The organism is Streptomyces sp. SID13031 (genome assembly GCF_010548305.1).
In the GTDB taxonomy this organism is placed as follows: domain Bacteria; phylum Actinomycetota; class Actinomycetes; order Propionibacteriales; family Kribbellaceae; genus Kribbella.
Genome location: NZ_JAAGLV010000027.1, coordinates 12,571 through 34,239 on the forward strand (window position 1 = coordinate 12,571; position 21,669 = coordinate 34,239).

Genomic DNA, 21,669 nt, shown 5'->3' on the forward strand with positions numbered 1-21,669 from the left:
TGGTGGTAGCACCACTTGTGACACTTCTCGTCCGATCTGCAGAAAAAGTGTCACAAGTCGGCTATGCTCGGGGTCATGGACAGCTTCCAGGCGACGATCGACGCAGACGGCCGGATCGAGCCGCGCGACGCGATGCCCGAGGGGTACCGCAAGACCCTGATCCGGCAGATCGCGCAGCACGCGCACTCCGAGATCATCGGTATGCAGCCCGAGGGCAACTGGATCAGCCGCGCGCCGTCATTGCGCCGCAAGGCGATCCTGATGGCGAAGGTCCAGGACGAGGCCGGTCATGGCCTCTACCTGTACGCCGCTGCCGAGACGCTCGGCGTTGACCGCGCCGACCTGCTCGACCTGCTGCACGCGGGCAAGCAGAAGTACTCCAGCATCTTCAACTACCCGACGCTGACCTGGGCCGACATCGGCGCGATCGGCTGGCTCGTCGACGGCGCCGCGATCGTCAACCAGGTGCCGTTGTGCCGCTGCTCGTACGGTCCGTACGCGCGCGCCATGGTGCGGGTGTGCAAGGAGGAGTCGTTCCACCAGCGGCAGGGCTTCGAGATCCTGCACACGCTGTGCAACGGCACCGACGCGCAGAAGGCGATGGCGCAGGACTCGCTGAACCGCTGGTGGTGGCCGAGCCTGATGATGTTCGGCCCGCCGGACGCGAGCTCGACCCACTCGGAGCAGTCGATGGCGTGGGGGATCAAGCGGCACAGCAACGACGAGCTGCGGCAGCGGTTCGTCGACATGACCGTGCCGCAGGCCGACGTGCTCGGCCTCCGCGTTCCCGACGACGGGCTGACCCTCGACGAGGAGACCGGCCACTACAGCTTCACCGAGCCGGACTTCACCGAGCTCTATGAAGTTGTCAAGGGCAACGGTCCGTGCAATGAGCAGCGGCTCGCCAACCGGGTGAAGGCGCACGAGGACGGCGCCTGGGTCCGCGAGGCCGCCGCTGCGTACGCAGACAAGCAGGCCGCGAAGGCCCAGGGGAGTGCCGCATGATCGAGCCGCTCTGGGAGGTTTTCGTCAGGTCCCGTCGTGGGCTTTCGCACGTGCACGTCGGCAGCCTGCACGCGCCGGACGCGACGATGGCGCTGCGCAACGCCCGCGACGTCTACACCCGCCGCCAGGAAGGGGTCTCGATCTGGGTCGTGCCGGCCAACGGCATCACCGCGTCGAGCCCGGACGAGAAGGACGAGTTCTTCGACCCGGCCGCTGACAAGGTCTATCGGCACCCGACCTTCTATGACGTCCCGGAAGGCGTCGAGCACCTGTGAGCGACCTCTTCAGTTACACGCTGAGGCTAGGCGACGACGCGCTGATCGCGGCGCAGCGGACCGCCGAGTGGATCGCGGCCGCCCCGCAGCTCGAGGAAGACGTTGCCCTGGGCAACATCGGGCTCGATCAGCTCGGCCAGGCCCGATCGCTGCTGCAGTACGCCGGTACGGTCGAAGGCGCCGGTCGCTCGGAAGACGATCTCGCGTACTTCCGGGACGAGCGCGATTTCGTCAACGCCCAGCTGTGCGAGCTGCCGAACGGCGACTTCGCGCACAGCATCGCGAAACTCCTGTACTTCGCGACGTACCAGCACCTGCTCTACGAAGAGCTGCGCGGGAGCGCCGACGAAACCCTCGCGGGGGTGGCCGGCAAGGCGGTGAAGGAGGTCGCGTACCACGTCGACCACGCGACCCAATGGGTGCTGCGCCTGGGCGACGGCACCGAGGAGAGCCATCGGCGGATGCAGGCCGGCCTGGACGCCATGTGGCCGTACACGGCCGAGTTGTTCGCCTCCGACGAGTTGGTGCAGCGCCTCGACGTCGCGGTCGACCCGTCGACGCTGGAGGAGGAGTGGCTGCGCCGGGTGACCGAGGTGATCGATGCCTCCACCTGCGAGCGGCCGACCTCGTCGTACCAGCACAGCGGTGGCCGCGACGGCCGTCATACCGAGAACTTCGGGTTTCTGCTCGCGGAGCTGCAGCACATCGCGCGGGCGCACCCGGGAGCGTCATGGTGACGGACACCGCGATCTTCGATGCTGTCGGCGAGGTCGCGGATCCGGAGGTACCGGTGCTGACGATCGCCGATCTCGGTGTTCTGCGCGGCGTCCGGCACGAGGGCGACGAGGTGGTCGTGACGATCACCCCGACCTACTCCGGCTGCCCGGCGATGGACCTGATCAAGCACGAGGTCGAGCTCACTCTGCAGGCTCTTCAGCTCAACGGCCGGGTCGAGACGGTCTTGTCGCCGGCCTGGACGACCGACTGGATGAGCGACGAGGGCAAGGCCAAGCTGACGGAGTACGGGATCGCGCCACCCACGGGCCGCCGTGCCGTCGGGGGACCGGTGTCGCTGAGCTTGACCATTCGTTGCCCGCAGTGCGGTTCGCCCGACACCTCCGAGCTGAGCCGCTTCGGATCCACGTCCTGCAAGTCGCTCTGGCGATGCAACTCCTGCCGTGAGCCTTTTGATCACTTCAAATCCATTTGAACAACAGATGCAGCAAGGCGATCTAGATGACGACCATGACCAGGCGCAGAGCCAGCTTCCATTCGCTGACGGTGAAGGCGGTCGACGAGGTGACCGACGACTCGGTCGCGATCACCTTCGCCGTCCCGGCGGAGCTCGCGACGGAGTACGAGTTCGCCGCGGGCCAGCACCTGACCGTGCGGAGGCCCGGTGAGGACGACGTCCGGCGCAGCTACTCGATCTGCTCGCCGGCCGGTTCCGGCGTACTGCGGATCGCGGTCAAGCGGATCCCCGGTGGCGTCTTCTCGTCGTACGCCGCGTCCGGGCTGAAGGCCGGCGACACGATCGAGGTGATGACGCCGCTCGGCCGCTTCGGTACGCCGCTCGATCCCGCGCACGCCAAGCACTACGCGTTCGTCGCCGCGGGCAGCGGGATCACGCCGGTGCTGTCGCTGGTCGCGACCATCCTGAAGGTCGAGCCGCAGAGCCGGGTCACCTTGCTCTACGGCAACCGCACGGCCGGCTCGGTGATGTTCGCGGACGACCTCGCCGACCTGAAGGACCGGTACGCCGAACGCCTGCACCTGGTGCATGTGCTTTCGCGGGAGTCGACGGACGTCGAGCTGTTCAGCGGCCGGATCGACCGCGATCGACTTGCGCGGATGATCGACACGATCCTGCCGGTGAAGTCCGTCGACGAGTGGTTCCTCTGCGGGCCCTACGCGATGGTCGTCGGCGCCCAGGAGTTGCTGCTCGACCAGAGCGTCTCGCGCGAGAGCATCCACGCCGAGCTGTTCCACGTTGGCGACGAAGCGCCGGTGGCCCGCGTTGAGGAGACCGCGACGGACGCGGAGGCGGCCGAAGTGACGGTGATCCTCGACGGGCGCCGCTCGACCTTCCCGCTGGGCGAGCACGCGAAGGCAGTCCTGGACGCGACCCTCGCCGTACGGACCGATGCGCCCTTTGCCTGCAAGGGCGGAGTTTGCGGGACCTGCCGGGCAAAAGTGGTCGAGGGCACGGTCCGGATGGACACCAACTGGGCGCTCGAACCGGACGAGATCCGGGCCGGCTACGTGCTCACCTGCCAGTCCCACCCGACGAGCAAGAAGGTCACCCTCGACTTCGACGCTTGATGACCAGTTGATGTCATGACACCTCCAACGGCACTTGGATGAGGCAGAATCCGAAACCTGCACTCCGTCCGCTCCCAGGGGGTTTCATAGATGTCTCGACGTTGGACGACGCTCGCCACCGCCGGCGCGCTCGTTGCCGGTCTGCTCAGCGTGGTGCCGGCCTCCACTGCCAGCGCGACTCAATCTCCGCCGATCCCGAAGCTGGCTTGGCATGCGTGTGAGTCCGCGCCCGGTTACGAGTGCGCCACGGCCAAGGTGCCGCTGGACTACGACAGCCCGCGCGGCGCGACCATCTCGCTGGCCGTCAGCCGGATCAAGGCGACCGACCCCAAGCGCCGGATCGGCTCGTTGTTCCTGAACCCCGGCGGCCCGGGCGGTTCCGGCGTCGGGTTCCTGCAGAGTGTCGGCCAGGAGCTGTACTCCGACGAGGTGCGGGCGCGGTTCGACCTGGTCAGCTTCGACCCCCGGGGCGTGGCGGGCAGCACTCCGCTGACCTGCTTCAAGACGCAGGAGCAGGCCGACGCGGCGACCTCGCCGTTCCCGTTCCCGGCGACTGCCGCCGAGGAGAAGACGTGGGTCGGTTTCGACCGCGCCTACGCCAAGTCCTGTGCGAAGTACGCCGGGCCGATCATCGACCACATGTCGACGGCGGACGTCGCCCGGGACATGGACCTGCTCCGGCAGGCGGTCGGTGACAAGAAGCTGACCTACGCCGGCTACTCGTACGGCACCTACATCGGCTCCGTCTACGCGAACATGTTCCCCGACAAGGTCCGCGCGGTCATCATCGACGGCGTCATCGACCCGGTCTCGGACGCGACCGGTCGCGGCCTCGAGTGGGTCCGCAAGCCCGTCGACGCGCGACTCGAGAGCGAGCAGGGCGCGTACCAGACGCTGCAGGAGTTCCTCCGGCTCTGCGACGCCGGCGGCCCCAACTGCGCCTTCAGCGAGGGCAACCCCAAGGCCCGGTACGACGCGCTGGCGGCCAAGCTGCGCAAGCACCCGCTCGAGCTGCCCGACGGTGAGGTCGTCACCTACAACGACATGATCAGCCAGACGCTCGGAGCGCTCTACAGCGCCGGCAACTTCCCGGGGCTGGCCGAGTACCTCCAGGGGCTTGCCACCGCGTCGGCCAGCAAGGTCAAGGCAGCGCGAGCCGCCCTCGCCCAGCCGGCCTACGAGCAAGGCGCTGAAGGCTTCTACGGCGTCTGGTGCAGCGACTCGCTGAACCCCGCCAGCTCCACCTACTGGGCGAGCTCGGCCAAGGCGGCCGACAAGAAGTGGCCGTACTTCGGTCGCGCGTGGATCTGGGGTTCGAGCATCTGCGCGAGCTGGCCGGGGCACGACGCGGACCGCTACCTCGGCCCGTTCACCAAGCGCTCGGCCAACCCGGTACTTGTCATCGGCAACCGCTGGGACCCGGCCACCCGGTACGAGGACGCGGTCAGCACGTCGAAGATCCTCGGCAACGCCAGGCTGCTCAGCGTCAGCGGCTGGGGACACACCTCGCTGTTCTCGTCGGCGTGTGCGGACAGCAAGGCGAGTGCCTATCTGCTGACCGGCGCGCTGCCGAAGGCCGGCACGGTGTGCAAGCCCGATGCGGTGCCGTTCGCCCAGGCTGCCAACCGGTCGGCCAAGGCCAAGGCCCCGTACCAGTTCAGGCCGCCGACCCGCTGACACCCATCCCGTGTGGCTCCCCATTTCTGTCGGTCGGCGCTGAAAGAATCAGCGGCTCACGACTGATGGGGGTGGGGCGCCGTGATGGGGCGTTCGCATGCATTGTCCGGCTGGTGCGCGGGGCTCGCGGTAGCACCGATGGTGGGCCTGACGACGGTCGCGGAGGTGGTGCCGTTCGCCGCCGCGACCGCGGGCTACGCGTTGTTGCCGGACCTCGACCATCCGGGCGCGGGCGCGTCCCGGTTGCTCGGGCCGATCACGGGGTTCGTCTCCAGTGTCGTGCGGGCCTTCTCGAGCTTGCTGTACTCGCTCACGAAGGGCCCGCGCGACGAGGACAGCACCGGTCAGCACCGGCATGCGAGTCACACGCTGGCGGCCGCGATCGGGCTCGGCTTCGCGACCTCGGCTGCGGGCGCCGCCGGTGGTTGGCGCGCAGTACTGGCTGTTGCTCTGGTCGGATTGATCCTCGCCGCTGACGCGCTCGGCGATTGGGTGCTGACGGTGGTCCTGGGCGCGGGCGCCTGGTCGATCGCCGGCACCTGGTTGCCGGGGGAGTCGGCTGTCCACAACCTGCACGCGGGGCTGGAGGGGATCGGCCGCTGGATCGGCGTGGCCGTTGCCGTCGGCATGTTCGTGCACTGCCTCGGCGACAGCCTCACGCGATCGGGGTGTCCGTGGCTGTGGCCGCTGCCGATCCGCGGCGAGACCTGGTACGAGATCCGCCTGCCGCGCCCGTTGCGGTTCCGCACCGGCGGCCCGGTGGAGAACCTGCTGATCGTTCCGGTGCTGATCATCGCCGCGGTGTTACTGCTACCCGGCGCGATCCAGTTCCTGGTCGACGTCTTCGATGCGGTGGGAGTGAGTGTGGCGCGCCGCTAGGGTCCGACCAGCGGTCGGCGCGCCACACTCACTTGGGGGGATCAGCTGGTCGCGTCTGGGCGGACCAGCTGGGGGAGGACCTTGTCGAACAGCTTCCCGAAGGTCACCGTCGGGATGATGTAGCGCGGGGCGAAGGTGAACGTGGCGAGCGTGAGCCCCCACGTGGCGGCCTTGCGGCGCTGGTTCGGCGTGCCGTGGTGGCCTTCGGCGGTGAAGCCGCAGTCACCGAGGTCGTAGAACGTCTCCAGGTACTGCTGGACGCGCGCCCATCGCAGATGTGCGCCGCGGAGGTGGGACAGGTAGTACGCGGCGTAGGAGTCGGCCATCAACTCGGTATGCCGAGTGGCCTCGGCGCCCGTGAGCGGGCTGACGAACTGGTTCCGCTCGTACTGCACGTGGTGGCCGAACTCGTGCGCCAGGATCGCCTTCGGGGCGACGTCGCCGAGCCCGAGAGCGCGGAAGCCTTCCAGGACGCCGTCACCCATCACGACCTTGTCGCTCGGCAGCCCGACGCCCGGGATCGCTTCGCCCTCGGCCGACCAGGCGAACGCGTTGAAGGTGAAAAGCGGGTGGTTGCCGTAGTCGAACTTCGGCTGGTTCACGATCGTCGCGATCGAACTGGCCAGCGAGGCGGCGTCGGCGGCCGAGTAGCCGTGGGCGGCGGTCAGTGCACGCGCCACCCGGGTCTGATCGAGCAAGGTGTCGCCGTGCGCCGGGACGGTCTCGATGTCGTTGGACTTGATGTCCCAGAAGCCCTGCAGGCCCTTGAAGGTGGTCTTGATCGTGTTTGTGTACTCGCCGTCCAGCCCATAGAAGCGGCCCTTGGCGGGCTCGGGGAAGAACAGCGCGTCATACGTGATCGGGTCGAGCAGCAGGATGACGAACGCGTTCAGCCGGTCGTCCAGCGTCCAGTCGGCGATCGAGGCGTTGACCCAATCGGTCACCGGCGTCGTCGCGGGGCACTCGTAGTCGCCCGGGTTGATCGCCTGCTCGGCGGTCTTCTGCAGATCGGAGTCCTGCAGCCCGAGCCGCGCCTTGGTCGCCGCGAACTTCGCCTCGTACCCGGCCGGCAGCTTGGCCTCCAACTGCCCGAGCAACGCGTGCGACTGCTCCGGGCTCAGATTGCCGGGCGTGGCGGCAACGCTCGTACTGCCGGCAGGCGCGGCCTGCGCCGGGGCGGTGATCAGGCTGCTGGTCAAAGCCAAGGTGGCAACAGCCACGGGCACGGCAAAGAACTTCTTCATGCTGCTCCTGGGCGGTAGGGGTGGCCTCAGTCTCACCCGCCCAGCACGCAGCTACGGCCGGATCCGGTTGTCAGAATCCGGCATGGCAAGAACCTGACGCCCTAAACTCCGCCGATGACCTCGCGCACCCTCAACCTCGGCGAAACGGCCCTCAGAACGCTCGATCCGGCGATCCGTCAGCACGCCACGCTGCGCGAGCTCTACCTCCACGGCAATCAGTTGACGACACTGCCCGACTGGCTCGGCGAGTACGTCGACCTCCGCATCCTCGACCTGAGCCACCAACCGCTCTCCGCGCTGCCGGACTCGCTCGGGCAGTTGAAGCGCCTGGAATTCCTCTACGTCAGCGATCTCGCGATCACAGAACTACCCGACGCGCTGGCAGGACTGGAGTCGCTGCAGTACCTCGGTGCAACCGACAACGGCCTGCCGCGGTTGCCGGACAGCCTCGGGCAGTTGAGGAACCTCGTCGAGCTTCGGACCGGAGGTGTTCCCGGCGCTGGAGAAGCTGGACCTCCGGTGGCTCGACCTCAGGGCAGTACCGGAATGGGTACATGAACTCCAGCGCCGGGGCTGCTTGGTATTCCGGACGGCGGCGGGCTGGTCTGGTGTACAGAGCGACAGGCAGTAGTCGCCGCCGCGACCACCTGGCTGGCTCAGTGGCAGTGCGAAAATGCCGGGTCGGGGCACTACTGCCTGTCGCTCGGTACGAGGCCAGCCGTCAGGCAACCGTTTCCGGGGCTCCGGGGCTACCGGGTGGCATCGGCGGATTTCGCAGGGGCTATCCCGCGCTGAGAGCCTTCGGATTTCGACAATTAGTGAGCAGTGAGGCACGGAGAGTATCCGCAGAAAGTTTTTCGGATTTTTTTGGTGGAAGCTGTAACGACTACGGAGGCTGGCCCGATAGGACGAGTGAGCCTGGTGGCTGCCCGGACCCCCGAGCGGACAGCCACCAGGCCTACTCATTTCCTGAGGCGCTGGGAGCGGTAATCTGAGCTCCATGTCCTCTAGTGCAAACACCGCTGTCACGGCCCTTCCTTTTGGAAGGTTGACCACGGCGATGATCACCCCCTTCCGGCCCGATGGCTCGCTCGATCTCGACGCGGCGCAGAAGGTGGCCAGCAAGCTGGTCGACGAGGGCAACGATTCCCTCATCGTCAACGGCACCACGGGTGAGGCGCCGACCACGACCGACGCCGAGAAGGTGCTGATCATCCGCGCCACTCTCGAGGCCGTCGGCGATCGCGCCAAGGTCGTCACGGGTGTCGGGTCGAACAACACCGCGCACAGCGTCGAGTCCGCGAAGGCCGCCGAAGCCGCCGGCGCGCATGGGCTGCTCGTCGTCACGCCCTACTACAACAAGCCGCCGCAAGAAGGCATCAAGCTGCATTTCACCGCGGTCGCCGACGCCACCGGTCTGCCTGTGCTGGCCTACGACATCCCCGGCCGGGCCGGCGTCCCGATCACGACCGAGACGCTGCTCGCGCTGGCCGAGCACCCGCGGATCGTCGCGGTGAAGGATGCCAAGGGTGATGTCGCCGCGACCACGAAGGTGCTCGCCAACTCGGATCTCTTCTACTACTGCGGCGCCGATGAGCTGAACCTCGCCTGGCTGGCGATCGGTGCGGTCGGCATCGCGAGCGTCGTCGGGCACGTCGCCAGTCCGCAGTACCGGGAGCTGATCGACGCCGTCGTGGCAGGCGACCTCGCCACCGCGCAGCGCATCGACCGCCAGCTGGTACCGGCCGTCGAGGCGATCATGACCCGGACCCAAGGCGCCATCATGGTGAAGGCCGCGCTCAAGCTGGCCGGTGTGATCGAGCACGCGACGCTGCGCGCGCCGCTGATCGAGGCGACCGGGGAGCAACTGGACTGGCTCACCACCGACCTCAAGACGGCAGGACTGATTGCATGAGCCACCCGCACCCTGACCTGCAAGCGCCGGCACCACTCGCGCCCGGCGCGCTCCGGGTCATCCCACTCGGCGGCCTCGGTGAGGTCGGCCGGAACATGACCGTCTTCGAGTACGACGGCAAGCTGCTGATCGTCGACTGCGGCGTGCTCTTCCCGGACGAGAACCAGCCCGGTGTCGACCTGATCCTCCCGGACTTCCAGCCGATCCGGGAGCGTTTGGACGACATCGTGGCGGTCGTCCTGACGCACGGCCACGAGGACCACATCGGCGGCCTGCCGTACCTGTTGCGCGAGCGCGGCGACATCCCGGTGGTCGGCTCGCAGCTGACCCTGGCGCTGCTCGAGGGCAAGCTGAAGGAGCACCGGCACCGCAACGTTCCGCAGCAGACCGTCGTCGAGGGCGAGACGGTGCGCTTCGGCCCGTTCGAGTGCGAGTTCGTCGCGGTCAACCACTCGATCCCGGACGCGCTGGCCGTCGCGATCCGGACGCCGGCCGGCCTGGTGCTGCACACCGGCGACTTCAAGATGGACCAGCTGCCGCTCGACAACCGGATCACCGACCTGCGGGCGTTCGCGCGGCTCGGTGAGGAGGGCGTCGACCTGTTCATGGTCGACTCCACCAACTCCGAGGTGCCCGGCTTCACCACCCACGAGCGCGATATCGCCCCCGTGCTGGACGGCGTCTTCAGCAAGGCGAAGGACCAGCGCATCATCGTCGCCTGCTTCGCCTCGCACGTGCACCGCGTGCAGCAGGTGATGGACGCGGCCGTGAAGCACCGCCGCAAGGTCGCGTACGTCGGCCGCTCGATGGTTCGCAACATGGCGGTGGCCCGCGACCTGGGCTTCCTCAGCGTGCCCGGCGACACCTTGATCGACATGCGCGAGCTCGACAACTACCCGCCAGAGCAGGTCGTACTGGTGTCCACGGGTTCGCAGGGCGAGCCGATGTCGGCGCTGTCGCGGATCGCGGCCAACGACCATCACGTAGTACAGATCCAGCCGGGCGACACGGTGGTACTGGCGTCGTCGCTCATCCCGGGCAACGAGAACTCGGTCTTCCGGGTGATCAACGGGTTGACCCGGCACGGCGCGAACGTGATCCACAAGGGCAACGCCCTGGTGCACGTGTCCGGCCACGCGTCGGCGGGCGAACTGCTCTATTGCTACAACATCGTGAAGCCGCGCAACGTGATGCCGGTGCACGGCGAGATCCGGCACCTGCACGCGAATGCCGAGCTCGCCCGGCAGACCGGCGTACCGGAGGCGAATGTCGTCGTGGTCGAGGACGGAGTGGTGGTCGATCTGGTCGATCGCAAGGCCGTCATCGCGGGCAAGGTCGAGTGCGGTTATGTGTTCGTGGACGGGTCGACCGTCGGCGACATCACCGAGACCTCTTTGAAGGATCGAAGGATTCTCGGCGACGAGGGTTTCATCTCGGTGATCGCCGTGATGGACTCTGTCACCGGCAAACTGACGGCCGGGCCGGAGATCCAGGCGCGTGGCTTCGCGGAGGACGACACTGTCTTCGACGAGCTGAAGCCGAAGATCGAGGCGGAGATCGAGAAGGCGATCGGGAGCGGGGTGGACGACATGTACCAGTTGCAGCAGGTGATCCGCCGCGTGGTCGGCAAATGGGTCAGCGACACGCATCGTCGCCGGCCGATGATCATCCCGGTCGTCGTGCAGTCCTAAACCAGAGGGGTGGGCCAGTCGTGAGTATTACTGGTGTGAATGGAGCCGGGCAGCGCCGGCCCACCATGAAAGAGGTCGCGGCCCGGGCGGGGGTGGCGCTCAAGACCGTCTCCCGGGTGGTCAACGAGGAGCCGAACGTCAGCCCGGAGCTGACCGCGAAGGTCCAGGCGGCGATCAAGGACCTGAACTACACGCCGAACGAGAGCGCCCGGATGCTGCGCCGGGGCAAGACCGGCACGATCGCCGTGGTGATCCGCGACATCGGCGACCCGTTCTTCGCCTCGCTCGGCCGGGCGGTCGAGCTGTGGGCGCGGGGGAGCGGCTCGGTCGTGATGATCGGCCTGACCGACGAGGACCCCGAGCGCGAGCGGGCCGTCTGCCTGGAGTTCGTTGCCCGGCGCCCCGATGCGTTGATCATGGCGCCGATCGGGGAAACCCAGGACTACCTGGCCCCGCACGTCGACGCGGGGATGGCGGTCGTCACGATCGACCGGCCGGCGCACGGGATCGAGGCCGACGCGGTACTGGCCGACAATGCCGGTGGTATCGACCAGGCGATCGATCACCTGGTCCGGCAGGGACACCGCCGGATCGCCTACCTCGGTGACGACGAGCGGATCTTCACGGCCCGCGAGCGCGTCGTCGCGTACCGGGCCGCGATGGCCAGGCACCGGATCGATGTCGACGAGGACCTGGTCCACCTGTCCGAGCCGACGACCGAGGGGATCGGGATCACGCTGTCCGCAGTACTGGACCGGCCCGAGTCCGCGACGGCGATCCTGTCGGCGAACAACATGACCACTGCGGAGGTACTGCGGGGAATGGCCGGCCGCCGTGACCGGGTGGCCCTGGTGTCGTTCGACGACCTCGCGCTCGGCGACCTGCTCAGCCCCGGGCTCACCGCGGTGGCGCAGTCGGCCGACGTGATGGCGCGGACCGCGATCCAGCTGATGACCGAGCGCCTGCCCGAGCCGCATCGCCCGGGCCGGACCGTCAGGGTGCCGGTGAAGCTGACGATTCGCGGCTCGGGGGAGATTCCTCCGTCGAGTTAGCAGTCGGCTCGCCGAACCGGGCGAGCGCCAGGGCGGCCGCGATCGCGAGAGCGAAACCGGCCGCTGCGGGCACGATGAAACCTGGTCGGGTGCGATCGCCCAGCGCCACGATGCCGACGGCGGCCGGGAAGACGGTCTCGCCGACGACGAGCATCGCGGTTGCCGTCGTGATGCTGCCGCGTTGCAGGGCCGAGGCGAAGAACAGCATCGCGCCCGCCCCGGCGACGATGGCCGTGTAGGTCGCCGTCTCGGTCAGCAGGTCGACCGGCTTGAGACTAGGGATGACCCGGCCCGAGATCGCCACGACGCCGAAGCACAGACCGGCGACCAGACCGAGTAAAGGCGCCCGCAGCCTCTTCGGAGCCAGCCCGGCAGACAAGCCGATGGCGACCAGCACGACCACTGCAAGGACGAGCCCCCAGCGGAATCCACTGTCGATCGAGGCGACGCCCTCACTCTCCGCGGAGAGCCCGAGCAGGCCAAGCCCGACACATACGACGCCGACGGCGGTCCACTCACGCCGTCCCAGCGTGACACCGAGGAAGCGAGCTGCGACTGCGGTCACGGCCAGGCTGGCGGCGAGCGCCGCCTGGACCACGAAGAGCGGCAGGACTTGCAGGGCGGCGAGCTGGAACCCGAACCCGAGCAGATCGAGACCGATCCCGGCCAGGAACCGCCATTGCCCGATCACCCGGACGAGGAGGCGAGGATCGACCGCGTCGCCGCCTTGAGGCGCTGCTTTGGCGGCCATCGACTGCATCACCGACGCCAGGCCATAGGCCAGAGCGGCAGCCAGGGCGCAAAGCAGTCCCCACCACATGAGCCTCACCCTACGGGGGCCGCGGACCGGTCGCTCAGGCCTTGCTGCTGAGAAAGGCGATTGTCACCTGGGCCAGCTTCTCCCGGTGGTCCGACAGCGCGTGGTCGGTGGGGAACAGGTGATGCTCGGCGTTCTGGTACGCCGCCACGAGTGGCAGGTGATGCTCCTCAGGTGGCGCCGCGGTGTCCCGGCCGGCCCCGATCAGCAGGACGTGGCGGTCGGCCAGTTGTGGCGCGAGTCCGGCCAGCCGCCACTCGGGGCCGTGGGCAACCATCTCGTCGACGAGCGCGCGACCGCTGGTCCCCTGCAAGGGGAGTAGATCGCCGTCGAACGGTTCGACGTACCGGTCCGGGTTCGGGGCCGTCGCGGCGGCGCCGAAGTCGAAGCCGGCGATGGAGCCCACCACCGGGATCGTGGCGTCGGCTGCGACTGTTTGCAGTGCGGCGAACCCACCCATGCTGTGGCCGATGACGGCGAGCCTCGACGCATCGATCTGCGGGTCCGCGCGCAGGGTCGCTACCGCGGCGGCCGAATCCTCCAGAACGTGGGTCCACGACCACGTTCCGGCCGCACCCCACGAGCCGCGGTAGTGGAAGACGAGCGTGGCGTAACCGGCCCGCTGGAGCGAGTGGGCGAGGTCGAAGTTGCGCTCCCAGCCGGGGAAGCCATGCAGTAGCAGGACAGCCGGATGCGGCCCGTCGCCGGCCGGTAGATGCAGTACTCCGGGGAGGTCGTGGCCACCACTGGAGACCGGGTAGGCGGACGTACTGGCGTGAGTCATTCGGCCCCTCGCTTGATCGAACCGGTCGGTACCATCCCAACGCTAGCAAGAGATGGGCCCGATCGGTACCATCTGTCTCGTGCCCGTCGCCAAAGGAACCTCGCTCGACCCGGAACGGACTCGCGCGGCGATGCTCGAAGCCGCCACCGAGGTGTTCTACGAGCGCGGCCTGGACGGCGTCGGGATCGCCGAGCTGTGTGCGTCGGTGGGCGCGTCGAAGGAGACCTTGTACCGGCACTTCGGCTCGAAGGACGGACTGATCGCTGCTGTCCTGCAGGCCCGCAGCGATCGCAACAACGCCTGGCTGCGGCGGGCGGCGGAGGCGGGTGGGGACGATCCGGTCGCCCAGCTGACCGCGGTGTTCGCCGTCCTGGGGGAGTGGTTCGACCAACCGGACTATCGCGGCTGCGCGCTCGTGAACGCGGCCACGCAGCGGCACTTCGAGCCCGCTCGCAGCATGGTGGTCAAGCATCTCGACAGGTACCAGGCCCTGCTCACCGAGATCGCCACGGCGGCGGGCGTTGCCGACCCGGACCGGGTCGGGCGTCAGTTGCTGATGCTGCTGCAGGGCGCGACCGTGATGGCGGACCACCAGGCGCTCGGGCGGGCGGCGGCCGATGATGCGCTGGCCGCGGCCCTGCCTCTGCTGTCGAGCTAGCTACTTGCGGTACTGGCTGACCAGGGGGCACTGGAACGGATCGCGGGCGCTGATGCCGACGTTGTTCAGGTAGCCGACGACGATCTTGTACGACTCGAAGAAGCCGACCTCGGTGTACTTCACGCCGTGCAGCTGGCAGTACTCGCGGACGATCGGCTGGACCTTGCGCAGGGTCGGCCTGGGCATGCTCGGGAACAGGTGGTGCTCGACCTGGTAGTTCAGGCCGCCCATCGCGAAGTCGGTGATGGCGCCGCCGCGGATGTTGCGTGACATCAGCACCTGGCGGCGGAGGAAGTCGATCTTCATCGTGGCCGGGACGAGCGGCATGCCCTTGTGGTTCGGCGCGAACGAGCCGCCCAGGCAGACGCCGAAGACGGCGAGCTGAAGGCCGAGGAACGCGCTGGCCTTGCCGAGCGGCAGTACGACGTACAGGGCGGTCACGTAGAGGCCGAGACGCGAGACGACGACGGCGGCCTCGATCCGCTCCACCTTCGAGGCGCCGCGGCGGAAGAGGTGCTGCAGGCTCGACACGTGCAGGCTGAGGCCCTCGAGCGTCAGCAGCGGGAAGAACAGCCAGCCCTGGCGATCGCCGAACCACTTCATGAAACCGGACTTGCGGCTGTCGGCGTGGTCGGGCGTGAAGGCGATCACGCCGATCGCGATGTCCGGGTCCTTGCCGATCTGGTTCGGCGCGTTGTGGTGCTTGCTGTGCTTGTTCTTCCACCAGGTGATGCTCATCCCGGCGAGGCCACCGGCCAGCAGGCGGGCGGTCCAGTCGTTCCAGGCGGCGGAGTGGAAGATCTGCCGGTGTGCGCTGTCGTGGCTGAGGAACGCGACCTGGACCAGGATCAGCGCGAGCGCGCCGGCCATCAGCAGCTGGAACCAGGAGTCACCGAGCAGGATGAATCCGGTGATCACGCCGCCCAGCGCGGCCAGGACCAGCCCGATGCGGGTCCAGTAGTAGGTGTAGCGGCGTCGCAGCAGGCCCAAGTCCCGGACCGTGTGCAGCAGGTCGCTATAGAGACTCGCGTACTTCTGTTGCGGCCTTTGGGGGTGCGGGTCTTCGGCGAGCAGTTGCGACAAGGAGAACGCCCCATCCGGAGTGCATCGGTCGAGATGCGCCACCGGGTCCAGGGCAGCGCCACGAGAAGAGTGGCTGTAATCACCAACGGAACCATGCGGCGAGACGTCACGCAACCGACCGCTCGGTAGGCGCGTGGCGCGCTCAGGCTCAGGGAGACAGCAGAGCTGTGGTCCGGAGTGTGCCGTCGAGCACACCACTGGCAACTGCCTTCAGCTCGCAGCCCTTGCCACGGGCATAGGAACGCATCGCGGTGAAGGCTTCCGGCAGGCTCAGACCGGTTCGCTCGGCGAGCATTCCCTTGGCCTGCTCGATCAGGATCCGGCTGTCCAGCGCCTGCTGCAGTTGCCCGCACAGCTCCTGGCGACCGCGGTGCTCGCGCTCGTGCAGCAAGCCGATCGTGGCCATATCGGACAGCGCTTGCCCCAGCGCGAGATCCTGCTCGCTCAAGGCGGCGGCGCCGTTCCGGTAGAGGTTCATCGAGCCGATCGCCTTACCCCGCAGGCAAAGCGGGAGCGCCTGCTCGGTGGCGTAGGCGCCGGCGAGGTCGTTGTCGATGAGCTCGGCCCGCGAGTCAGGGGACGCCACCACCCGTAGTACCAGGCAGTCGTCGGTCAGACTCAGGGCGACCGCGTCCACCTCGAGTAACTCGACCGTCGCCTCCGCGAGCATGCCGAGGAATCCGGCCAGCTCGAAGTCCTCGCCGAGGGTGTCGGCGAGCTTGATGAAGACCTCTGTGAGGCGTTGTTCCCTGGTCGGCACCAGCACTCCCTTCGGGCGAAGTCACTCAATCATCGGTGCCTGCGCAAGTAGCGGGCGGGGCACTGGGCGAGTTGTCAGGCAGTTCGTTCCGCAGTCACCCTTACGTCACCCTGGAGGAGCACCTTCGGCTCATGAACTTGAGTCGTCGCCAGTTGCTGGCCGCCACTGCCGCCGCGGGCGTCACCGCCGCCGCACCCAGCGTGACCGCCACCGCTGCCACCCCTTCCGTCGTACGCCGGGACCGGCCTGCACTGCCGTCCGGGATCATGTCCGGCGACGTCACCTCGGACTCGGCCGTCGTCTGGTCCCGTACCGACCGCCGCGCCCGTCTGTTCGTCGACCTGACCAGCCACGGCCGGTTCGACCGGGCTGTCCGGCTCCGCGGGCCGGTCACCTCGGCCGACCAGGACTTCACCGCTCAGCTCCCGCTCCGCGGTCTGCGTCCCGGCCAGCGCTACGACTACCGGATCGGCTTCGAGGACGCGTACGGCCGTCGCGGTGAGACCACCGAGGGCTCCTTCAGTACGCCGGGCCGCAACCGCCCGGTGAGTTTCGTCTGGACTGGCGACACCGCCGGCCAGGGCTACGGCATCAACCCCGACCTGGGCGGCATGGTCGCGTACAAGGCGATGCACCAGACCCGCCCGGACTTCTTCCTGCACTCGGGCGACAACATCTACGCCGACGGCCCGATCGCGGCGTCGGTGGCGATCCCCGACGGCACCACGTGGAAGAACGTGGTGACCGAGGAGGTCAGCAAGGTCGCCGAGACGCTGAAGGAGTACCGCGGCCGGTACAAGTACAACCTGCTCGACCACAACGTCCGCGACCTGTACGCCGACGTGCCGATCGTCAGCCAGTGGGACGATCACGAGACGGTGAACAACTGGTACCCCGGCGAGATCCTGGTCGACAACCGGTACACCGAGAAGCGCGTCGACGTACTCGCGGCCCGGGCCCGGCAGGCGTTCCTGGAGTACCTGCCGATGGTCCACACCGCCGGCCGCGACCGGATCTACCGCAAGGTGAGCTATGGCCCGTTGCTCGATGTCTTCTGCCTCGACATGCGCACGTACCGCGGCGCCAACCCGGCACCGGGTGTGGCCGGCCCGGTCGCGATGCTGGGTGCCGAGCAGGCAGCTTGGCTGGTTCGCGAGGCCGCTGCTTCCAAGGCGACCTGGAAGGTGATCGCCAGCGACATGCCGCTGGGTCTGCTGGTGCCGGACGGCACCGAGATCGAGGCTGTCGCCAACGGACTGGCCGGCGCGCCCGGTGGCCGGGAGCACGAGATCGCCTGGGTGCTGAGCCAGTTCAAGCGCCGCAAGGTCCGCAACACTGTCTGGCTGACCGCGGACGTGCACTACTGCGCCGCACACCACTACGACCCGTCCCGCGCGGCCTTCACCGACTTCGACCCGTTCTGGGAGCTCGTCGCGGGTCCGATCAACGCAGGCACGTTCGGGCCGAACGCGCTCGACCCGACCTTCGGACCCCGGCTGGAGTTCGTGAAGGCGGCCGACTTCCCCAATCAGCCGCCGTCGGGTGGCAACCAGTTCTTCGGCCATGTGTCGATCGACCCGCGGAGTGAGGTCTTCACCGCCTCACTGCGTGACCTGTACGGCACGGTGCTCTGGCGCAAGGACCTGCCACCCGCCCGCCGTCACTGACTTCTCTGGGGAGCGGCCCACTCACCAGACCGGACGCCAGCGCGGGATGCCGCCCGCTGAAGGTCTGGTGAGTGGGACGCGCAGTAGGTTGGCCGGTATGAGCGCCGCCTACCCACAGAGCCGCCGTGACGAGAGTGTCGTCGACACCCTGCACGGACGGCAGATCGCCGATCCCTACCGCTGGCTGGAGGACGCAGACTCCGCCGAGACCAAGGACTGGGTCCGCCGCCAGAACGAGGCCACCCAGGCCGAGCTGTCGAGCTACCCCGAGCGGGCCTGGTTCCAGGAGAGCATGTCCGCGATCCTGGCGAGGCCGCGTGCCGGAGTACCGGTCCGGAAGTCCGGCTGGTACTTCGTGGGTCGCAATGACGGCTCCCAGGCGCAGGACGTCGTGTACGTCGCCGAGTCGCTGCAAGCGCTGTTAGAAGGTGGCCGGGTCATCATCGACCCAAACAAGCTGTCCACGGATGGCACTGACTCGCTGGGCGGCTTCACCGTCAGCCCAGACGGCCGGTACTTCGCCTACGGCGTCAACGAGAGTGGTAGCGACTGGACCACGTTCCGGCTGCTGGAGGCCGCTACCGGCGCCCCTGTGGACGACGTGGTGACAGGGGCGAAGTTCTGCCAGGCAACGTGGATGCCGGACTCGTCGGCGTACCTGTACCTGCACTTCCCGGCCAGTGGTCGCAGTGAGGGCACCGAGACCAAGGCGCTCGTCGGTGGCCAGCTGAAGCTGCACAGGGTTGGGACGCCGCAGGAGGACGACGAGCTGATCCTGAGTTTCCCGGACAACAACCGGATCTTCATCCAGCCCGAGGTCTCCAACGACGATCGCTACCTGGTGGCGACGATCTCCGAAGGCACCGACCCGGCGTCCCGGCTGTGGCTCTACCCCCTCGCGGATGGCGCGCTGGGTGAGCCGATCAAGGTCATCGACGAGTTCCGCGACGAGACCCTGTTCGTCCGGATGGCCGGCGACCAACTGGTACTGCGTACCGACCGCGACGCGCCGCGAGGCCGCGTTGTGAGCTCGGACCTGGCCGGCAACTTCACCGACCTCGTCCCCGAAGGCGAAGGCACCTTGCAGGACGTCAGCGGTACGACCTCGGGGCTGGCCGTGCTGTCCCTGGTCGATGCGCAGCCGGTCCTCACGCTGCACGACCTCGACGGCGGGAACGCCCGGGTGATCCCGGTGCCGGGTGGTGGCGTCGTCGGGCTGAACGCCTCACCGAAGTACGACGAGGTCTTCATCGGTCTGTCGTCCACCACCGATCCGACGGTCGCTTATGCCGTCTCGGCGGCCACTGGTGAGTTCCGCGCGCTCCCTGAGCTCGTCCCCTCCGGTGTCGGGTTCCTGTCGCCCGACATCACCATCAGCCGGCGGGTCGAGCCGGGGCGTCAGGTGCCTTACTTCCTGATCAGCAGGGCCGACCTGACTTTCGATCAGCCGCGGCCGACGTTGATGTACGGGTACGGCGGCTTCGGGATCCCGATGATGGCCGACTACAAGCCGGGCTGGCCGGCTTGGCTCGCGGCGGGCGGCGTACTGGTGATCGCCAACCTGCGCGGCGGTGGGGAGTACGGGAGTTCCTGGCACGACGACGGGCGGCTGGCGAACAAGCAGAACGTCTTCGACGACTTCATCGCGGTCGGGGAGGACCTGACCGAGAGCAAGGTGACCACACCTGCGCAGCTGGCTATGCACGGCCGCAGCAACGGGGGACTGCTCGTTGGAGCGGTGATGGCCCAGCGGCCAGACCTGTTCGCAGTGGCGCTGCCCGGTGTCGGCGTGATGGACATGCTGCGCTTCCACCTCTTCACTGTGGGTGCTGCCTGGGCATCGGACTTCGGGCTGCCCGACGACCCGGCCCAGTTCGAGGACCTGCTGGCATACTCGCCACTGCACAACCTGCGCGACGGTACGTCGTACCCGGCGACTCTGGTCGTCACTGGCGACCACGACGATCGGGTGGTGCCGCTGCACAGCCACAAGTTCATGGCGACCCTGCAGCACGCCCAAGCAGGTGACAGCCCGGTCCTGAGCCGCATCGAAGTCAACACCGGCCACGGTTTCGGGAAGCCCGCAGCCATGGTTGCTTCGGAGTGGGCAGACCTGCTGGCGTTTGCCGCTCACCACACAGGTCTGGAGCCGGGCATCTAGTACTACCAAGCCCCGCTGGTAGCGGCCTGACCGAGCGGTGGTCGGGCCGCAGGCGGGCCTGGGTTCACCAGATCTTCGGGGCCACGAGGTCGCGGGGGTCGCCGACGGGCTGACAGCCGTGACCCGACTCCTCGTAGTCCGCGGTCAGGCCGTCGGTGGCCAGTGCGCGGACGGCGTTGACGAGGCGGTCCACGTGCTCACGCGTCGTACCGAGGCCGAGGCTCGCCCGGACGGCCGTGGTCTCCGGCGAGTCGGCGAGCAGGTGACCGACGAGCGGGTGCGCGCAGAACTTGCCGTCCCGTACGCCGATCCCGTACTCCGCCGAGAGCGCCGCGGAGACCAGCGTCGAGCTGACGCCGTCGATCGTGAAGCACACCGTGCCCACGCGGTCAGCGTCGGCGCCGAAGATGTCGTAGGTATTCACGCCGGCGATCTGGGCCAGGCTGGTCCGGAGCCTGGCGAGCAGGCTGCGCTCGTGCTGCTCGATCGCCTCACGGTGCTGGGTGATCGCGGCGCACGCGGCGGCCAGCGCGATCGCACCGATCACGTTGGGAGAGCCGCCCTCGTGCCGGGCCGGGCCCTCGTTCCACACGATCGTGTCGCTGGTCACCGTGGCGGTGGCGCCACCGCCGTACAGGTAGGGGTCGGCAGCGTTGAGCCAGTCGGCCCGGCCGATCAGCGCGCCGGCGCCGTACGGGGCATAGAGCTTGTGACCCGACAGTGCGACCCAGTCGACATCGAGCTCCTGGATGTCCACCTGGCGGTGCGGGGCGAGTTGCGCGGCGTCGAGGCAGACGCGGGCGCCGTGGGCCTTGGCGACGGCCGCGATCTCGGCGATCGGGAAGATCTCGCCGGTGACGTTCGACGCGCCGGTGATGACGACCAGGCGCGGGCCTTCGGGGGCAGCGCGCAGTGCGTCGGCGACCGCGGTGACTGCTGCGGTCTGGCTCGTCGGCGCTGCGAGCCGTACGGTCCGCTCGGCCGGCCAGGGGAGGAGGGCCGCGTGGTGCTCGGACTCGAACACGATCACGGTCGCGTCGGCCGGTACCGCGCGGGCCAGCAGGTTGAGCGCGTCGGTGGTCTGCCGGGTGAAGATCACCTGGTCGTCGCGCCGGGCGCCTACGAAGCCGTGCACCTCGGCGCGGGCCCGCTCGTACCACTGGGTGGTGATCCGCGAGGCGTAGCCGTTGCCGCGGTGCACTGACGCGTACGACGGGAGCGCGGCCTCGACCGCCGCTCGCACCGACTCCAGACACGGTGCGCTCGCACCGTGGTCGAAGTTCGCGTAGTCCGTCACGCGGCCGTCGGCCAGCGGGACCAGCAGGTCGCTCGCGACGGTGGCAGGGATGTTGCCGGTGGTGAGTCTGCTGACAGTGGGCCGGGTGGTCACGGCGGTGTTGGCAGGCTCGAGAATGGAGAGGATCGACATGGTTCTGGCTCCCGGAGGGTCCGCACTTGCCGAATCGGGGTATCCGAACGGCCGGGTCCTCACCCGGGGCACCCCGCCGCGGAGGAGGGTTGCCGGCCAGCAAGCCGGGGCTTCGCGCTGGCACTCATGACCTGCCGAAGACGTTAACCAACGAACCGGTGGATGCGCCAGCAGCTATCTCACCTATTGGGATACCCGTACGTACCATGAGACGCTGAGCGTGCCGAGGTCGGGGTTTTTCTGCATCGGC

The 21,669-nt window shown here is 68.3% G+C and carries 20 protein-coding genes and 1 riboswitch; of the genes, 14 read left to right on the plus strand and 6 right to left on the minus strand.

The window, feature by feature from the left end; all coding sequences use genetic code 11:
- The first annotated feature begins 75 nt into the window (after window positions 1-75).
- The 7 genes from paaA (at window position 76) to G3I17_RS36285 (ending at window position 6,158) form a co-directional block, all read left to right on the plus strand.
- A complete protein-coding gene (paaA, locus tag G3I17_RS36255) occupies window positions 76-1,005 on the plus strand; it encodes a 1,2-phenylacetyl-CoA epoxidase subunit PaaA (RefSeq protein ID WP_239063277.1) in 930 nt (309 codons plus the stop codon).
- The gene (gene paaB / locus G3I17_RS36260) at window positions 1,002-1,280 is read left to right on the plus strand and encodes a 1,2-phenylacetyl-CoA epoxidase subunit PaaB (protein WP_164603327.1); all 279 of its coding nucleotides are present in this window, start codon (window positions 1,002-1,004) and stop codon (window positions 1,278-1,280) included. Before paaA ends, paaB begins: the two co-directional genes overlap by 4 nt.
- Window positions 1,277-2,017: a 1,2-phenylacetyl-CoA epoxidase subunit PaaC gene (gene paaC / locus G3I17_RS36265; RefSeq protein ID WP_164603329.1), complete on the plus strand. Its 741-nt coding sequence runs from the start codon at window positions 1,277-1,279 to the stop codon at window positions 2,015-2,017. The genes paaB and paaC overlap by 4 nt, the downstream gene beginning before the upstream one ends.
- Window positions 2,011-2,490 carry a 1,2-phenylacetyl-CoA epoxidase subunit PaaD gene (gene paaD, locus G3I17_RS36270; protein ID WP_164603331.1) on the plus strand — a complete coding sequence of 160 codons (480 nt, stop codon included), beginning with the start codon at window positions 2,011-2,013 and terminating at the stop codon, window positions 2,488-2,490. Before paaC ends, paaD begins: the two co-directional genes overlap by 7 nt.
- Window positions 2,491-2,516: 26 nt before the next feature.
- Window positions 2,517-3,602 (plus strand): 1,2-phenylacetyl-CoA epoxidase subunit PaaE, encoded by a 1,086-nt coding sequence (gene paaE, locus G3I17_RS36275; protein WP_164603333.1) that lies wholly within the window; start codon window positions 2,517-2,519, stop codon window positions 3,600-3,602.
- Between the two features lie 90 nt (window positions 3,603-3,692).
- Window positions 3,693-5,279 (plus strand): alpha/beta hydrolase, encoded by a 1,587-nt coding sequence (locus tag G3I17_RS36280; RefSeq protein WP_164603335.1) that lies wholly within the window; start codon window positions 3,693-3,695, stop codon window positions 5,277-5,279.
- Window positions 5,280-5,363: 84 nt separating this feature from the next.
- Window positions 5,364-6,158 carry a metal-dependent hydrolase gene (locus G3I17_RS36285; protein WP_164603337.1) on the plus strand — a complete coding sequence of 265 codons (795 nt, stop codon included), beginning with the start codon at window positions 5,364-5,366 and terminating at the stop codon, window positions 6,156-6,158.
- Window positions 6,159-6,199: 41 nt separating this feature from the next.
- Here G3I17_RS36285 and G3I17_RS36290 read toward each other — a convergent pair whose 3' ends face one another.
- Window positions 6,200-7,402 carry a hypothetical protein gene (locus tag G3I17_RS36290; RefSeq protein WP_164603339.1) on the minus strand — a complete coding sequence of 401 codons (1,203 nt, stop codon included), beginning with the start codon at window positions 7,400-7,402 and terminating at the stop codon, window positions 6,200-6,202.
- Between the two features lie 114 nt (window positions 7,403-7,516).
- Between G3I17_RS36290 and G3I17_RS36295 the strand changes: the two genes are divergently transcribed.
- The 4 genes from G3I17_RS36295 (at window position 7,517) to G3I17_RS36310 (ending at window position 12,060) form a co-directional block, all read left to right on the plus strand.
- Window positions 7,517-7,960, plus strand: coding sequence for a leucine-rich repeat domain-containing protein (locus tag G3I17_RS36295; RefSeq protein ID WP_164603341.1), 444 nt, complete (start codon window positions 7,517-7,519; stop codon window positions 7,958-7,960).
- A gap of 442 nt (window positions 7,961-8,402) precedes the next feature.
- Window positions 8,403-9,317, plus strand: coding sequence for a 4-hydroxy-tetrahydrodipicolinate synthase (gene dapA, locus G3I17_RS36300; RefSeq protein ID WP_164603343.1), 915 nt, complete (start codon window positions 8,403-8,405; stop codon window positions 9,315-9,317).
- Window positions 9,314-11,008, plus strand: coding sequence for a ribonuclease J (locus tag G3I17_RS36305; protein WP_164603345.1), 1,695 nt, complete (start codon window positions 9,314-9,316; stop codon window positions 11,006-11,008). Before dapA ends, G3I17_RS36305 begins: the two co-directional genes overlap by 4 nt.
- Before the next feature lie 35 nt (window positions 11,009-11,043).
- Window positions 11,044-12,060 carry a LacI family DNA-binding transcriptional regulator gene (locus G3I17_RS36310; RefSeq protein WP_343238541.1) on the plus strand — a complete coding sequence of 339 codons (1,017 nt, stop codon included), beginning with the start codon at window positions 11,044-11,046 and terminating at the stop codon, window positions 12,058-12,060.
- On the opposite strand, the gene G3I17_RS36315 is transcribed toward G3I17_RS36310, so the two are convergent.
- Entirely contained in the window at window positions 12,002-12,880 is an 879-nt protein-coding gene (locus tag G3I17_RS36315) for a hypothetical protein (RefSeq protein ID WP_164603347.1), read from the minus strand. The two genes, G3I17_RS36310 and G3I17_RS36315, sit on opposite strands and share 59 nt — an antisense overlap.
- Before the next feature lie 34 nt (window positions 12,881-12,914).
- A complete protein-coding gene (locus G3I17_RS36320; RefSeq protein ID WP_164603349.1) occupies window positions 12,915-13,661 on the minus strand; it encodes an alpha/beta hydrolase in 747 nt (248 codons plus the stop codon).
- A 79-nt stretch (window positions 13,662-13,740) separates the two neighbouring features.
- Between G3I17_RS36320 and G3I17_RS36325 the strand changes: the two genes are divergently transcribed.
- The gene (locus G3I17_RS36325; protein ID WP_164603351.1) at window positions 13,741-14,319 is read left to right on the plus strand and encodes a TetR/AcrR family transcriptional regulator; all 579 of its coding nucleotides are present in this window, start codon (window positions 13,741-13,743) and stop codon (window positions 14,317-14,319) included.
- On the opposite strand, the gene G3I17_RS36330 is transcribed toward G3I17_RS36325, so the two are convergent.
- Window positions 14,320-15,444: an acyl-CoA desaturase gene (locus G3I17_RS36330; protein WP_203591251.1), complete on the minus strand. Its 1,125-nt coding sequence runs from the start codon at window positions 15,442-15,444 to the stop codon at window positions 14,320-14,322. It lies immediately after the preceding gene.
- 106 nt (window positions 15,445-15,550) lie between these two features.
- Entirely contained in the window at window positions 15,551-16,162 is a 612-nt protein-coding gene (locus G3I17_RS42395) for an ANTAR domain-containing protein (RefSeq protein WP_203591252.1), read from the minus strand.
- A gap of 131 nt (window positions 16,163-16,293) precedes the next feature.
- Here G3I17_RS42395 and G3I17_RS36340 point away from each other — a divergent pair, with 131 nt between their 5' ends.
- Together G3I17_RS36340 and G3I17_RS36345 are read left to right on the plus strand one after the other, a co-directional pair.
- Window positions 16,294-17,829 (plus strand): alkaline phosphatase D family protein, encoded by a 1,536-nt coding sequence (locus tag G3I17_RS36340; protein WP_164603353.1) that lies wholly within the window; start codon window positions 16,294-16,296, stop codon window positions 17,827-17,829.
- 97 nt (window positions 17,830-17,926) lie between these two features.
- Window positions 17,927-19,990, plus strand: coding sequence for a prolyl oligopeptidase family serine peptidase (locus tag G3I17_RS36345; protein ID WP_164603355.1), 2,064 nt, complete (start codon window positions 17,927-17,929; stop codon window positions 19,988-19,990).
- A gap of 64 nt (window positions 19,991-20,054) precedes the next feature.
- Here the strand turns inward: G3I17_RS36345 and G3I17_RS36350 are convergent, their stop codons facing one another.
- Window positions 20,055-21,419: an aminotransferase class V-fold PLP-dependent enzyme gene (locus G3I17_RS36350; protein ID WP_164603357.1), complete on the minus strand. Its 1,365-nt coding sequence runs from the start codon at window positions 21,417-21,419 to the stop codon at window positions 20,055-20,057.
- A gap of 17 nt (window positions 21,420-21,436) precedes the next feature.
- Window positions 21,437-21,551: riboswitch (SAM riboswitch) on the minus strand.
- Window positions 21,552-21,669 lie beyond the last annotated feature (118 nt).